This window comes from Citricoccus muralis (genome assembly GCF_003386075.1).
In the GTDB taxonomy this organism is placed as follows: Bacteria; Actinomycetota; Actinomycetes; order Actinomycetales; family Micrococcaceae; genus Citricoccus; species Citricoccus muralis.
Genome location: NZ_QREH01000001.1, coordinates 222365 through 237014, shown reverse-complemented (window position 1 = coordinate 237014; position 14650 = coordinate 222365). Strand labels below are relative to the sequence as shown.

13 protein-coding genes are annotated in these 14650 nt (G+C 66.9%); 6 read left to right on the top strand and 7 right to left on the bottom strand.

Annotated features, from left to right (window positions below):
- Positions 1 to 19: 19 nt before the first annotated feature.
- Entirely contained in the window at positions 20 to 3982 is a 3963-nt protein-coding gene (locus C8E99_RS00990; RefSeq protein ID WP_147301150.1) for a N,N-dimethylformamidase beta subunit family domain-containing protein, read from the top strand.
- Between the two features lie 622 nt (positions 3983 to 4604).
- Here C8E99_RS00990 and C8E99_RS00985 read toward each other — a convergent pair.
- On the bottom strand, positions 4605 to 5408 hold the full coding sequence (locus C8E99_RS00985; protein WP_115930702.1) for a hypothetical protein: 804 nt from the start codon (positions 5406 to 5408) through the stop codon (positions 4605 to 4607).
- Between the two features lie 341 nt (positions 5409 to 5749).
- Positions 5750 to 7129 carry an MDR family MFS transporter gene (locus C8E99_RS00980; protein WP_245952012.1) on the bottom strand — a complete coding sequence of 460 codons (1380 nt, stop codon included), beginning with the start codon at positions 7127 to 7129 and terminating at the stop codon, positions 5750 to 5752.
- Between the two features lie 272 nt (positions 7130 to 7401).
- Between C8E99_RS00980 and C8E99_RS00975 the strand changes: the two genes are divergently transcribed.
- From C8E99_RS00975 to C8E99_RS15815, 3 genes are read left to right on the top strand one after another with little or no spacing between them, the layout of a single operon-like run.
- A complete protein-coding gene (locus C8E99_RS00975; RefSeq protein WP_115930700.1) occupies positions 7402 to 7956 on the top strand; it encodes a TetR/AcrR family transcriptional regulator in 555 nt (184 codons plus the stop codon).
- A 32-nt stretch (positions 7957 to 7988) separates the two neighbouring features.
- Positions 7989 to 8459 (top strand): hypothetical protein, encoded by a 471-nt coding sequence (locus C8E99_RS00970; RefSeq protein ID WP_115930699.1) that lies wholly within the window; start codon positions 7989 to 7991, stop codon positions 8457 to 8459.
- Between the two features lie 29 nt (positions 8460 to 8488).
- On the top strand, positions 8489 to 8653 hold the full coding sequence (locus C8E99_RS15815; RefSeq protein ID WP_170144496.1) for a hypothetical protein: 165 nt from the start codon (positions 8489 to 8491) through the stop codon (positions 8651 to 8653).
- A gap of 182 nt (positions 8654 to 8835) precedes the next feature.
- On the opposite strand, the gene C8E99_RS00965 is transcribed toward C8E99_RS15815, so the two are convergent.
- Entirely contained in the window at positions 8836 to 9612 is a 777-nt protein-coding gene (locus tag C8E99_RS00965) for a type 1 glutamine amidotransferase domain-containing protein (protein ID WP_115930698.1), read from the bottom strand.
- Between the two features lie 68 nt (positions 9613 to 9680).
- Between C8E99_RS00965 and C8E99_RS00960 the strand changes: the two genes are divergently transcribed.
- Together C8E99_RS00960 and C8E99_RS00955 are read left to right on the top strand one after the other, a co-directional pair.
- Positions 9681 to 9899: a hypothetical protein gene (locus tag C8E99_RS00960; RefSeq protein ID WP_115930697.1), complete on the top strand. Its 219-nt coding sequence runs from the start codon at positions 9681 to 9683 to the stop codon at positions 9897 to 9899.
- A 153-nt stretch (positions 9900 to 10052) separates the two neighbouring features.
- Positions 10053 to 10565: a GNAT family N-acetyltransferase gene (locus tag C8E99_RS00955; RefSeq protein ID WP_115930696.1), complete on the top strand. Its 513-nt coding sequence runs from the start codon at positions 10053 to 10055 to the stop codon at positions 10563 to 10565.
- 45 nt (positions 10566 to 10610) lie between these two features.
- On the opposite strand, the gene C8E99_RS00950 is transcribed toward C8E99_RS00955, so the two are convergent.
- The 4 genes from C8E99_RS00950 to C8E99_RS00935 all read right to left on the bottom strand — a co-directional run bounded on the left by C8E99_RS00950 (position 10611) and on the right by C8E99_RS00935 (position 14566).
- Positions 10611 to 10949, bottom strand: a complete 339-nt coding sequence (locus tag C8E99_RS00950) for a sensor histidine kinase (RefSeq protein ID WP_115930695.1) — start codon at positions 10947 to 10949, stop codon at positions 10611 to 10613.
- Between the two features lie 45 nt (positions 10950 to 10994).
- On the bottom strand, positions 10995 to 11900 hold the full coding sequence (locus C8E99_RS00945; RefSeq protein WP_115930694.1) for an NADP-dependent oxidoreductase: 906 nt from the start codon (positions 11898 to 11900) through the stop codon (positions 10995 to 10997).
- A gap of 156 nt (positions 11901 to 12056) precedes the next feature.
- Entirely contained in the window at positions 12057 to 12482 is a 426-nt protein-coding gene (locus tag C8E99_RS00940) for a cupin domain-containing protein (RefSeq protein WP_091697155.1), read from the bottom strand.
- Positions 12483 to 12565: 83 nt separating this feature from the next.
- The gene (locus tag C8E99_RS00935) at positions 12566 to 14566 is read right to left on the bottom strand and encodes a heavy metal translocating P-type ATPase (protein WP_115930693.1); all 2001 of its coding nucleotides are present in this window, start codon (positions 14564 to 14566) and stop codon (positions 12566 to 12568) included.
- Between the last annotated feature and the right edge of the window lie 84 nt (positions 14567 to 14650).

Sequence of the window (14650 nt, the reverse complement as noted above, 5' to 3'; positions counted from 1 at the left end):
GGGATTCTAGTCTGGCCCCATGCTCCCAGTCTCGCCCGCACCCTCGCCACCGGTCACTGTCCACCGCCACTACGCGCGACTGCGCCGTTGGTGGCCGTCCCTTGCCATCGTGTTCGTCGCCACCGTGGCCCTCATCCTGCCTTTCGGGTGGGCGCCGCTCGTGTCCGCCGCAGAGAACTGCGGGCCGGGCGCCAACCGCATCGTGTGTGAGAACTCCAAGCCGGGTTCGCCATATACCGAGTGGGAGATCGAGGGCGCGGGCGACGAGTCCATCCAGGGCTTCGCCACGGACATCAGCGTCAACGCGGGAAACCGGATCGATTTCAAGGTCGACACCGATGCCGCCGACTACGACATCGACATCTACCGGACCGGATACTACGAGGGGCTGGGTGCACGCAAGGTGGCCTCCGTGGATCCGGGCGCCGCTCTGCCGCAGAAGCAGCCCGAGTGCCTCCGGGACGCCTCCACGGAAATGACCGACTGCGGCAACTGGGCCGTCTCGGCCGCCTGGGACATTCCGGCCGAGGCCGTCTCAGGCGTCTACCTGGCCAAGCTGACCCGCAAGGACACCGGCGGCGCCAGCCACATCACCTTCGTGGTGCGCAACGACGGCGTGGAGTCCGACGTCCTGTTCCAGACCTCCGACACCACATGGCACGCCTACAACAACTACGGCGGCTCGAACTTCTACCAGGGCGGGGCCAATACCCGCGCTTACAAGATCAGCTACAACCGTCCGTTCGCCACCCGCGGCGGGATCGAGGCCCGGGACTTCTACTTCGGTGCCGAGTACCCGATGGTGCGCTTCATGGAGCGCAACGGCTACGACGTCACCTACTTCTCCAACATCGACACCGACCGCCACGGTGACCAGCTGACCAACCACAAGACGTTCCTCTCCGTCGGCCACGACGAATACTGGTCCGGCCAGCAGCGCGAGAACGTCGAGAAGGCGCGCGACGCCGGCGTGAACCTCCAGTTCCTCACCGGCAACGAGGCCTATTGGCGAGTCCGCTACGAGAAGTCCCCGGCGGATCCCTCCGGCAACGACTACCGAACCCTGGTCAGCTACAAGGAGACCTGGTCCAACCGGAAGATCGACCCGGCCGCCGAGTGGACGGGCACCTGGCGCGACCCGCGCTTCGCCTCCCCGGCCAACGGCGGCGGCAATCCGGAGAACGCGCTGTCCGGAACCGCCTACGTGGTGAACTTCGGCGATCTCCCGGTGACGGTCAACGACCGCGAGGGCGACCTGAGGCTCTGGCGCGGCACCAACCTCACCAACCTGGCCGCCGGGGCCGAGGAGCCCCTGGCCCCCCACACGGTCGGTTACGAGTCGAACGAGGACCTGGACAACGGCTTCCGACCCGCGGGCCTGATCCACCTGTCCACCACCACGGGACAGGTGCCCGAATACCTGCAGGACGTCGGCAACGTGGTGGCACCGGGCGAGACGACCCACCACCTCACCCTGTACAAGGCCGCCAGTGGCGCGCTCGTGTTCTCCGCGGGCAGCATCCAGTGGACGTGGGGCCTCGACGACTGGCACGACGGTGACGGCGCAGCCCCGGACCCGCGCATGCAACAGGCCCAGGTCAATCTCTTCGCTGACATGGGAGTGAAGCCCGGCACGCTCCAGCCAAACCTGGTAGCCGCCCAGGCGTCCCAGGACTCCACCCCGCCCACCGTGGCGGTCACCTCCAAGCCCTCCGCTGCGGTGAGCCACGGTCAGAAGGTGACCATCAAGGGCACCGCCTCGGACGGTTCCGGTACCACTGCCGGCAAAGTGGCCGGGGTCGAGTACTCGCTCGATGCCGGTGCGACCTGGAACCTGGCCGAGGGGACCACGAGCTGGTCCTTCACCTACGTCCAACAGGGCATGGGGCAGAACACCGTGCTGGTCCGGGGCATTGACGACAGCGCCAACTACCCCGCCTCCGGAACGCCCATCACCGTGGACGTGACGGGCCCCTACAGCGTCTTCGGCACCAATACGCCGGGAACCGCCGACGCCGGGGACCCGGAGCCGGTCGAACTGGGATTGCGGTTCACCCCCACCACAGATGGCCTGGTGACCGGCGCACGGTTCTACCTCGGCGGCGCCAACTCCGGCCCGCACACCGGATCCCTGTGGTCTTCGGACGGCACCCGCCTGGCCACGGCCAGCTTCCCCAGCGGCGGCTCCAACGGCTGGCAGACCACGGAGTTCAGTGAGCCCGTGGCGGTGGAGGCCGGCAGCACCTACGTGGTGTCCTACTCCGCTCCGAACGGTCACTACGCCGCCGACCCGTACTACTTCTCCTACCGTGGCATCGCGGCTGCCCCGCTGACCGTCGCCGGTGGCTTCGGAGTCTCGCAGGGCGGTGTCTACGACACCAACGGCGGCTTCCCCGCCTCGAGCTACAACAGCACGAACTATTACGTGGATGCGGTGTTCGAAGCCGGTGGCGAGGCAGCGTTGTCGGCAGGGACTCACCGGCCGGCCCACACGGCCAACTCCGTGCCGGTCAACACCGCCATCAGTGCGGTGTTGACCCGGGACGTCGTTCCATCGAGCGTCGCCATCACCGTCAAGGCCGGAGCCGGCGACCGTGATCCAGGTGCACCGGCGGCTGGCACGGCCGTGCCGGGCACCACGTCCTACGATGCGGCCACACGGACGGCCACGTTCACCCCGGAGAAGTCCCTGGCGAACGGAACCCCCTACACCGTGACGCTGGCCGCCCGCGATGCGGCCGGTGAAGTGGTCACCCGGGGCAATACCTGGAGCTTCAGGACGGTGTCCGCAGCATCGGAGAACGGCCCCTTCGGGTTGCTCGCCGAATCTGTGGTCCCGACGACGGCCTTGGTGGACGATGGCAAGCCCGTGACCCTGGGCACGGCCTTCTCCACCACGAAGCCGGGCACGGTCACCGGGCTCGAGTTCTACAAGGCCGCCGGAAACCCCGGTCCGCATGTCGGCGCCCTCCATGCCTCGGACGGCACCCTGCTGGGCGAGGTCACCTTCGGCACCGCATCCGCCTCCGGTTGGCAGCACGCCCCCCTGGCCACTCCGGTGAAACTGGAGACGGGCAAGGAGTATGTGGTGTCCTACCGGACCACCCAGTACTCCGCCGAGCTCGGCCAATGGGCGGAGCCGACGGTCTCCGGACCGCTGCAGACCGCGGCCAACGCGGGGCGGTTCGTCTACGGCGGGACTTTCCCGACCGACGTGAGCTCTACCAACTACCTGGTGGACGTCCGGTTCGCCCCGGATTCGGCCGAGCCGACGCCGACGCCGACCCCCACCCCGACCCCCGCCCCGACCCCAACGCCCACCCCGACCCCTACTACCGGGCCAACGCCGACCCCGACCCCCACCCCTACTACCGGGCCAACGCCGACACCGACCCCCACTACCGGGCCGACGCCAACCCCGACGCCGACTCCCGGGCCGACGACGTGTGACGCACGCGATTTCACGGACAACGCCATCGGGTCGCAGTTCTACGACGACGTCCGCTGGATGCAGTGTGAGGCCATCACCAAGGGCTACGGGAATAATTACTACGGCAAGAGCAAGGAAATCTCCCGTGGCGAGTCAGTGGCCTTCATCTACCGGTACGTGGATGGGCCCTCCGCCGGAACCGAGCAGACGTTCCGAGACGTTCCAGTGAGTCACACGCACTTTGCCCCGATTTCCTGGGCCGCCAAGAGCGGGGTCACGACGGGCTACGCCGACGAATCGTTCAAACCGCAACAGGAAGTGACCCGTGGCGAGTTCGCGTCGTTCCTCTACCGGGCCGTCAAACCCACCCAGGAAGGGACGGCGACGTTCTCGGACGTGCCGAAGACCAGCGCCCACTACAAGGCCATCTCATGGATGGCTTCCGAGAAGATCTCCATCGGCTACAAGGACGAAACCTTCCGGCCCGGCCGGCCCATCAGCCGTGGTGAGGTTGCCGCATTCCTGCACCGCTACGACCTGACCGTGGATTGAACGGATAGCACGTCAGAGTAGAAAGGCGACCGCCCCGGTCCCCGTGGAATCCCACGGGGGCCGGGGCGGTTCCGTTGTTGGTCTGAGCCGTCCAGGGACCATGTCCGCGTCCCCACACAACGCCGACATAGCCGACGCGTCCTGCGGCATGCCAGCCCGCCGGGAAGCCTTGTCGGCATGGCAGCCCGCCGGGAGGCCTTGTCGGTTAAACACCTGAGAGGCGGTGGCCTTGGCCACCGCCTCTCAGCGGATAATGAATTGGTGGGCCCGTATCCCCCCGGGTTAATCCCACCGTCCAATCCGTGTGCACCGTCTCATGGGGCCCTTTGAGCCTAAGGTGCGCTCGGCGGCGGCTGGTAGTAGACCTTTGTCCAGACTTTTCTTTCCGGGGTCGCTCACGTCTCCCGGACGGTGCAGGTGATGGGCAACGGCCGCGGGCTCGACCAGGGTCTGGGTACTTTCCGGAGGTGCGCAGCATCAGCGGCTGGCCGGTGACCGGGTCGTTGTCCAGGTAAGCAGTCTTCCCGTCCCAGGTGGCCTGGAAGGTCACGGGCAGCCCGAACTCAGTGGTCCGACCGTAGGTGTTCGAGTCCGTCCCGCCGCCGACGATGGAGGCGACCGACTACCGGACTTCGAAGGAGCCGGATACCGACAGGTCCACCCTGCCGGCAGGCGACAACGATGCGGTGACGGTCAGCTCATCCGGGCCGAAGCCACACTGGACCTGCGGCGTTCCGTCGTCCAATGTGGGACGGCTGGTCGGCCACGCGAGTGATTCGCAATGCCGAACGTAGTAGTCGAGGAGAGCATCCGGGTTGGCGTTGCTGAGGGCGTTCACGCCGACGAAGACACGCTGGCCTTGGGTGGCCACCGAAGAGGACTGGATGTCGACGTCGTGGGGAACAGGAACCACATGTTCGGGGAATCCTGCCACGAGTTCGTGCTTGGCCGCCGCGGAATCGGGGACCTCGGTCAGGGCCGGTTGCCGTTCTGGTGAATCGGGCAGCCGGTAGGGTTCGGCGCCGAGGCCGTTGGGCACCTTGGGTTCCTGGTCGGCACCCTCCGGGGCGTCGGCCGCGGGGTTCCACGTGGGGCGGTCACCAGGAGCGGCAGTGCCCTCGGCCGCGACATCCTGGGAGGCCGTGGAGGAGGATGAGGCTCCGGATGTCGTGCTCCGGTCCCCGCCGGCATCCGCCGCACCTTGGCCAGCCGATGCATCCGTGCCGGTGCCGGTGCTGTCTGCGGTGCCGTCGGTTCCGGAGGGTGCCGTCGGGGTCTGCGTGGTCGGCGTCGGCGACGCCGCATGCCCCTTGTAGTCGTCAGCCGCCACCGGTTGGGATGGATTGGCGAAGTGGACGATCAGGACGGCCAGCATGGCCAGGACGACCAGGACGGCGGCGCCGGTGGCCCATCGGCGGACGGTCATGGTGACTCCTGGACGGTTGAGACGGACGGTCAAGCAGTGTCCTCCCACCGTTGGGTGCTGTCACCTGACGGGGGCTCGGAGGACCTGGGGATCCTGCTCTGACGCCAGACTAGAGCGGTCCGCCAGGCCATCCCAGAGTGAATCGCCCTCACCGTCGCCTAGGGGTTGACCGGCCATCAGGTGATCCGCACAGCCCCCTACTCGTGCCCCCATGCATGCGGTGTGCAGCATTACTCGTTTTCTGCGCGGATCATCGTATTCGTGGTCACTCCCCGTTGCCTTCGTCCGCGGCGTGACCACCCTGAACTGACATGTGGCGCCGATCCGGAGAGAACGGGCCGTCAGCCGCGCTGCGGGCCCTTGATGAACGGGGCACAGAGGACGGCGATCGTCGCGAGGATCCCTCCGACGATGAACGCGAAGTGGGCGCCGTGGAACAGCCCGTCGACCAGCGCCGAGCCGGCACCGGTCTCGGCGGCCGCAACGGCGCTCATGACGGTCACGAAGATCGTGGTTCCAATGGCGCCACCGAGCTGCTGGCCGGTGTTGAAGATGGCCGAGCCGTGACCGTAGAGCTGTTGTGGGACTCCACTCAGTGCCGCGGAGAGCAGGCCGGTCATCAACATGGCCAGCCCGATGCAGAAGATGGTGTGGAAGGCGACGATCAGGCCCAGCTCGGTGCCCGGGTGGATGGTGGTGAACAACCACTGGCCCAGCGCCAGCATCAGTGCGCCGGGGATCAGCACCGGTCGCGGGCCATGGCGGTCGAAGACACGTCCGAAGATCGGGCCCACGGCGATCTGCACCAGCCCACCGGGAAGCAGCATCATGCCGATGGTCATGGTGCTCAAGCCGCTGCCGTTCTGCAGGAAGATCGGCAGGATGACCACGGTGCCCAGCAGCGTGCCCATGGCGATCATGATCATGACGACGCTGAGCGTGAAGGTACGGTTTTTGAAGGGCCGCAGGTTCAGCAGTTCACGATCGGTGCGAGTCAGACGAACCTGGCGGGTGATGAACAGGGCCAGCGCGGCCACGCCGATCACGCCGCTGACGAGGGGAACGGTGGGGTTCTCCAGTGCGCCGCCGATAGTGGACAGTGCGTAGACCAGACCGCCGAAGGCCAGAGCCGAGAGGATCACGGAGAAAACATCGACCGGAAGCCTGCGGGTTGCCGAGGGCACCTTGATGAAGATGATGCCCAGCACCAGGATGATGACGACGAGCGGAGTCATGAGGCCGAAGATCCAGTGCCAGGACAGTGAGTTGACGATGACCCCGGACACGGTGGGTCCGATGGCCGGGCCAACAGAGATCACGATCGAGTTAAGGCCCATGACCATCCCCCGGTGCTGGAACGGCACGAGCGTCAGGGTGGTGTTCATGAGCAGCGGCATCACGATGGCGGTGCCGACGGCTTGAATGACGCGGGCGGCCAGCAGGACACCGAAGGACGGCGCGATGATGGCCAGGACGGTGCCGACCAAGAAGCTGCACAGCGCGAAGACGAACAGTCCGCGCAGGGTGTACCGCTGCAGCAGGTAGCCCGTCAGAGGGATGACCACGGCCATCGTGAGCAGGAATCCGGTGGTGAGCCACTGACCCGCCGCCGCGGAGACCCCGTAGTCGGCCATGATCGACGGCAGTGCCACGGTGAGCACAGTTTCGTTGAGGATCATCACGAAGGCACCGAGGGCCAGTGCGCCGATGATGCCGGTCAATTGTTTCCTCGACAGGGCTGGTGGTGCCTGGTGAGCGGGGGCGGCCGGTGGAGAAATCGTGTCTTCGGCGGCGTGGGCCATCGGGATGTACCTCTTCTGTCAGATGCGAACCGTAGAATCATGTCACGGCCTGACAGCTTTTAAGGGCCAAATCCGTCAGACTGTGACACAACAGATAGATTCGGCGGCCCCCAAGGAATGCCGGGCTTCCCTCTCTTGAACTCCCAGAAACGAGCTGAGCGTTGGGTATCCGTGAAGAAAACCGCGTCCGCATGCTGCGGGACATCCAACGTGCCGCCCTGGACCTGGTGGAGGAGCAGGGCCTGGAGGCCACGACGGTGGGAGACATCGCCGCTCGCGTGGGTGTCTCCGAGCGCACGGTCTTCCGCTATTACCCCTCCAAGGAGCATGCGCTCATGCCCGGCCAGCAGGGGCTGATTGACGCCCTGGTGTCCAGTGATAGCGCGCAGCACACTCCCTCCGGGATCCTGGAAGACCTCTTGGCCGTGTGCCGCGAGCTCTTTTCCCACGAGGTCGAACAGCGCGATTTCCGCAGGATCTCCCGCCTACTGGTCCAGGAGCCGGACATGCTGCGGGTCGTCACTCGGCAGGAGCGAAGCCTGGTCGAGGCGCTCAGCTCGGCACTGGTCCACCGCGGCGTGCTGGGGACACTCCAGTCACTCCTGGTTGCAGAGATCGTCACGGCATGCTGGCGGGTCGCCTGGCAGTCCTTCGCCCGGGACGAGGTCGACGGTATGGACTCCGACCCGGTGGCTCTCTTCGACAAAACCGTGCGTGAGTTGGGCCAGTTGTTCCCCAGCACGTGAAATCTCGGGGTGATCCTTGCCATGATGGCGTCATGTCCGAACACGTTGGAGATCATCGTCCTTCACCAGCCGGCCCCGACGCGGAGCACCGGCGGCCCCCAGGAGTCAGCGGCGCGACAGTCGAAGCCCTCGGCAAGCTCTCCGAGGCCTTGGAGGTGGTGGAGCATGCCCGCGGCCTGCTCTACGGGTTCCACCGGCTGACGGGGACCGCGGACCTGGCCCTCGACGACGCCGTGACACTGCTACGCGACGCCGGCCACGATGATCTTGCCGACCGGGTTGAGCAGGAGATCATCGGCCGCAACGTCATCCACGGCCGGTGGACGTTCCAGATCGTCGAGGACTACGACGACAACTACTACTCGGCCTTCAAAGATCTGGAGCGGCAGGCCAGGGATGAGTTGGCCGGGGGCAGGCGCCATCTGTTCGAGGCCGAGATGAAGGAGAGCCGGCGCTCGGCCGGCCAGCCCCATCACGAAGCGCTTCCGACTAGTGCAGACTGAAGCTCCGACCCATTTTTAGAGAGGACACGATGAGCACTGATCCCCGCAAGGAGGCTGCTTCCGAGAAGGAGCGCCGCAACGAGACTCGCTCTACTGAGGATGACCAGTCCACGACCGGACCGGAGACGGAGCAGGAATTGGACGAACAGGTCGAGGAATCGTTCCCCGCTTCTGACCCGCCAGCCAACTACTGAGTTTACGGAAGGGCCCCGGAGACCTGCTGACGGTCTTCTGGGGCCCTTCCGGGTTAATGCTGGACCAGGTCAGTTGCCCACAACTGGTTCGGCGCCTCGGACACTGTAATTGCCGACGCACGTATTCGGGCTGGCGGGCGCCCGTCGTTGGGGTGGCGGCCAGCTTCAGTGCGCCGCAGGCGTTAGTGCTCCGTATCTGCGGCGGCCTTCTTGGCGTTTTTCTCGGCGTCCTTTCCGGCGCGCAGAGCCTCGGCCTCCTGCTGCTCCTCGGCTTTTTCCTCGTGGATGACCTGCGCAAGGAGTTTCTCCATCTCCTTGGCCACGCCGGCGGCGGAGGCCGGGTTCTGGCCGGTCACCAGCCTGTCGTCAACCACAACCTTCTCCTCAAAGACATTCGCGGAGACGTGGGTGGCACCCTGCTCCTCAAGCCGGTCTGCCAAAAAGAACGGGATGACCTTGTCCTTCCCTGCAGCAACCTCCTCCTCGTTGGTGAAGGCCGCCACCCTCCGGCCTTCGACCAGGCGGAACCCGTTGGCCAGTTCCACATTCAGCAGACCGGCCGGCCCGTGGCAGACCGCGCCCACGACGCCGCCGGCGTTGTAGACGCTGGCCACCAGGTTCTGCAGACCCTTGGTGTCCGGGAAGTCCCACATGGTGCCGTGGCCTCCCACGAGGTAGACGGCGTCGTACTGACCGGGATCTACGACGTCAACGCGGGCAGTGTTGTAGAGTCCAGCGCGCGTGACCTCGTCCTCCGTGAAGGCAACCTGGATGGGATCTTCCGAGTCCACCTCGTCGCGCGGGGGCTGGCCGCCCTGGATGGACGCGAAGTCGACGAAATGCCCGGAATCCTTGAAGACCTTCCATGGATGTGCAGCCTCGGCCACGTTGTAGCCGGTCTTCTCGCCCGTATCGCCGATCTCGGAAACGCTGGTCAGTACCATGAGGATTTTCTTCATGAAGTGCTCCTATCGTCTAGATTCCACCCTACGCCTAGGACAAATCGGTGCTGGTGGAAGGTGTTGGCATGAGTCAGGTCGTGATCGTTGATGGAGAGACCTTCCTGGTCAGGCGTCGAGATCTCCGGACCTATGACTACGACTGGGTGACTGGACCGCATGCGGGGTACGGGTTCACTATCGGAAGCTCCGCTGAGGTAACGCGATTCAGCGAGCATCACGAGGAAGCGATCCGAGGATTTCTTGCAGGAATCGACCCAAATACTGGGTTCCTCTACGACGACTGAGCGGCTCCATCCCGATGAGGGATCCCCGATCGGAACGCGGGGGCTCTTCTGCCTAGCTGACGTCGTTGCGCCGGAAGTGGTTCCCTAACTGAAGCAAGTCGCCTTCTCGCACGGTGTCATCGCGCCTACCTCACACCGTGCGAGGATCGGACCATGAACTGGCCTGCCATCGAGCCGATCGAGTCGACGCGCGTCGATCTCGACCCACTCACCGTCCAGCACGCCCCAGAGATGTTGCCTGTGCTGGCCGACCCATCGATATACGAGTTCACCGGCGGCACGCCGCCGACGTTGGAGCAGTTGCAAAGGCTCTACCGAGTGCAAACGTTGGGCCATTCTGACGACAACACGCAGTGGTGGCTGAACTGGGTCGTCGCCCTCCATGATTCGCGGCGCGCTGTCGGATATGTGCAGGCCACCGTCGAGCGTCGCGCGGATGAGCTCGAGGCCAACATCGCCTGGGTGATTTCGCCAGCATTCCAGGGCCGCGGCCTCGCCACTGAGGCCACAGCCTCAATGATTGGCTGGCTGATGGCGACTGGAGTCGACCGCTTTGTTGCCTACATCCACCCCGACCACGCGGCGTCAGCGGCCATCGCCCGCAAGCAGGGTCTACACCCGACATCCGTGGTCGAGGACGGCGAGACTCGCTGGCAGAACGAATGATTGACGCCAGGCAGTGCCGCATGCCGATCCGCTTGCGGGAGGGTGTCAGTGAGCCCTTCCTAAGACCGGGGCGTCGCCCCGACGAACGTTAAGGCGTGGGGCAGGGACAAGGTGAACGTCGTGGGCGTGGGCCAAGGCTTGGGAGACCGCCAGACCCAGTCCGGAGCCGGGGCCGGCCTCGCGGCCGGTGTGGGTCCGGTAGAAGCGGTTGAACACGTGCGGCAGGTGCTCGGTGGCGATCCCGTCCCCGGTGTCGGTGACGGTGATCGTCACCGCGTCGGGGGTGTTGTTGGTGTGCACGGTGATGGTGCCCCCGGCCGGGGTGTGGCGCAGGGCGTTGGCCAGCAGATTGGTCAACACCTGACCGATCCGTGCGCGGTCCATCGGCACCGGCCCCGGCTCCGGACCGGAGGTGGTGGTGGTCGTGGCTCATGGTTCGATGACCACCTTGCCGGCGGTGTGGCCGCCCTCGACGGCGGCCATCGCCTCCTGGGCGTCGGCCAGGCTGAAGCGCTGGCCCACGTTCGGATCGACGAGTCCGTATTGGATGACCCCGGTGATCTTCTCCAGGGCTTCCTGGGTGCGTTTCACGCCGGCTCCGCCGAGCTCTTCCGCGGTGGCCGGGTCGGCGGTGGTGATGACGTTCTTGGGATCCTTCGCCACGGGCGCGATGTCCCGCAGCGCCTGTCCGCCGACCAGGTCGACCACCAGGTCCACGCCCTCCGGGGCGACCTCGCGCACCCGGTCGGCCGCGCCGTCGCCCGACTCGACGAAGGTGGCCCCGGTGGACTCCACGAGCTCTCTCTTCGAGGCACTGGCCACCCCGATCACCCTGTACTGGTGCACTGTGCCGATCTGGGCTGCCATCAGCCCGACGCCGCCGCCGGCCCCGAGGATGAGCAGGGACTGGCCGGGCTCGAGCTCGACCTGGTGGGTGACGTCATAGGCGGCCGTCCCGGCCACGGGGATGGCCGCGGCGTCCACGAAGGAGATCTCCTCCGGCTTCGCCACGGTCTTGGCCGCGTTCAGCACCGCGTGCTCGGCGAAGGTGCCCTGGCCCTTGGCCGGACTGCCGAGGACCTCGTTGCCCACGGCGAAGGCCTCCACGCCCTCGCCCACCGCGGTGACGATCCCGGAGGCCTCCAGGCCCATCGGCGAAGGCAGCGTGCGCTTCGTGCCGAACAGTCCCTGGCGCATCTTCGCGTCGGCCGGGTTCACGCCGGCCGCCATCACCTGGATCACGATCTCGCCGGGGCCCGGCTCGGGCACCTCGCGCTCGATGAGCTCCTGGTGCTCCGGACCGCCATAGTCCGTGAAGACCAACACCTTCGACATCTGCTTCTCCTCTTGCGTACTGCTGGTGGGGACCCGGCTGAGCCGGTTCGTCCTACCCTGGGGGGGTGGTTCCCCTGTTCTGACGTGGTTGTCTGCCTGGACCACACAGGGCGCCCGCCGGTTCGACGGGCGCCCCGTGCCGCCGGGTGCTGAGGATCAGCCCTGCGGCGGGGTGTCCTCACCGGAGGCCTCAGCGGCGTCGGCCTCCTCCTTGGTGGCGTACTGGGCATCCGCGGCGTGCTCTGGCGGCGAGTAGATCGTGTAGAGCACCAGGGGCTCATCTCCGGTGTTGCGGAAGTTGTGCCGGGCGCCGGCGGGCACCGCGCATTGGTCACCGGCCTCGATCGGGTGGGTCTCGCCGTTCAGATCGGCCTCGCCGGTGCCGGAGATGAAGGTCAGGATCTGGTCGGTGGTCTCGTGGACCTCGTCGCCGATCTCTCCGCCGACGGGAACGGTCATGAGGACGATCTGGGAGTGCTTGCCGGTCCAGATGGTCTTGCGGAAGTCCTGGTTCTCCTGCGCGATGTCCGCGATGGTGAAGTGCTCGACGTTGCCCTCGATGGTGAAGTGCTTCTCAGTCATGGTCCTTACCTTTCCCGTTTCCTATCTTGTTCTCCAGTGGTGTTGGCCCGAGGGCTCCGGTGACGTGCCCCGAGATGAATCCGTCAGGCGTCCACCGCCTCGCGGTCCTTGGCCGGGGTCCGCAGTTCCCTGGCCATGGCGGTGGAGTTGTGGTCGTTGCGCATCAGGCGCATGGCGTTGAGGATGACCACCAGCACGGAGGCCTCGTGGACGAGCATGCCCACGGACATGGTCACCCCGCCGGTGAAGACTCCGGCCAGCAGGACCACGACGGTGGCCAGCGCGATCGCGATGTTCTGCTTCATCACGTTCACGGTCCGCTTGGCCAGGCTGATGGACTCGGGCAGCTTCAGGAGGTGGTCGCCCATCAGGGCGATGTCCGCGGTCTCCACGGCCACGGCCGAGCCGGCCGCGCCCATGGCCACGCCGATGTCGGCCGTGGCCAGGGCCGGGGCGTCGTTGACGCCGTCGCCGACCATGGCCACGGTGTGGCCCTGACGCTGCAACTGCGCCACCGCCTCCAGCTTGTCCTCCGGCAACAGGGCGGCGTGGATCTCATCGATCCCGGTCTTCTGACCGATGGACTCGGCCACCAGGCGGGTGTCACCGGTGAGCATGACGACCTTCTGCACGCCGGCTTCGTGCAGCCGGTCGACCATCGCCGGGGCGTCCTCGCGGATCTGGTCGGCCACGGCGATCACGCCGATCACCGTCTCATCGACGGCGACGATCATGGGGGTCTTTCCCGCGGCGGCGAGCTCCCGAGCGGCCGGCCCGGCGCCGGCGTCGTCGGTGATGCCGTACTGGGCCAGCAGCGGCGGGTTGCCGACCAGCACGCGCCGACCGCCGACGTCGGCCACGATGCCCTTGCCGGGCACCGGGGTGACCTGCCCGGGGATGCCCTCCGGGCCCACGCCGGCCTCGCGGGCGGTGTCCAGAATGGGCCGGGCCAGGGGGTGCTCGGAGCCGGCCTCGGCGGCCGCGGTCCAGCGCAGCACCTCGGTGCGGTCCATGTCCTCGGCCAGGACGACGATGTCCGTGAGCTTCGGCGTGCCCTCGGTGAGGGTGCCGGTCTTGTCCACGGCCACGGCCGAGATCTTCGCGGAGGTCTCCAGGTACTCGCCGCCCTTGATGAGGATGCCGTTGCGGGCGGCGCGGCCGATGCCGGCGACGATGGCGACCGGGATGGAGATCACCAGGGCGCCGGGGCAGCCGATGACCAGCAGGGTCAGGGCCAGCACCACGTCGCCGGTGAGCAGCCAGGTGGCCACCGCCAGCACGATCACGGCCGGGGTGTACCAGGTGGCGAAGCGGTCGATGAAGGCCTGGGTCTTGGCCTTGGCGTCCTGGGCCTGTTCCACGCGGTGGATGATCCGGGCCAGGGTGGTGTCCGCGCCGATGCCGGTGGCCAGCACCTGCAGGAAACCGCCGCGGGAGACGGTGCCGGCGAACACCTGGTCCGACTTCGCCTTCTCCGCCGGGATGGACTCACCGGTGATGGAGGCCTCGTCGATGGCGCCGGTGCCGGAGACGACCTGGCCGTCCACGGGGACCTTCGCCCCGTTCTTCACCAGCACGATCTCACCCATCCGCACCTGGTGGGCCGGGATCTCGGCCTGCTCGCCGTCCCGCATCACGATCGCGGTGTCCGGGGCGACGGCGACCAGCTCGGTGAGAGCCGAGCGCGTCTTGGTCAGGGTGGCCGCCTCGAGGGCGTGGCCGATGGCGAACAGGAAGGTGACGGCGGCGGCCTCCCAGAAGTTGCCGATGAGGGTGGCGCCGATGGCCGCGATGGACACCAGCAGGTCGATGCCGATCACCTTGACCATCAGCGCGCGGACCGCCTTGACCACGATCCCGTAGCCGGCCACGACCGCCGCGGCCAGCATGAAGGCGTTGGCGAGGGTGAAGACGTGGCCGGAACCGTGCGCGTGCGCGCCGGCGTCGATCCACCACTGCGGGCCGATCACCGCGTTCCAGGCACCGCCGCCGAGGCGCTCGATGCCGAAGGACAGGAGGATGAGCAGGCCCGAGACCACGGGGACGGACCAACTGCTGCGGACCCACTTCTGGAGCCTGTTCACTGCGAGTGCGACCTTTCTGGAGAATGCGTGTGTGGATGAGGGCTGATCCGCGCGGTGGCGGTCCGGGCCCCCGCACGCCCGTGA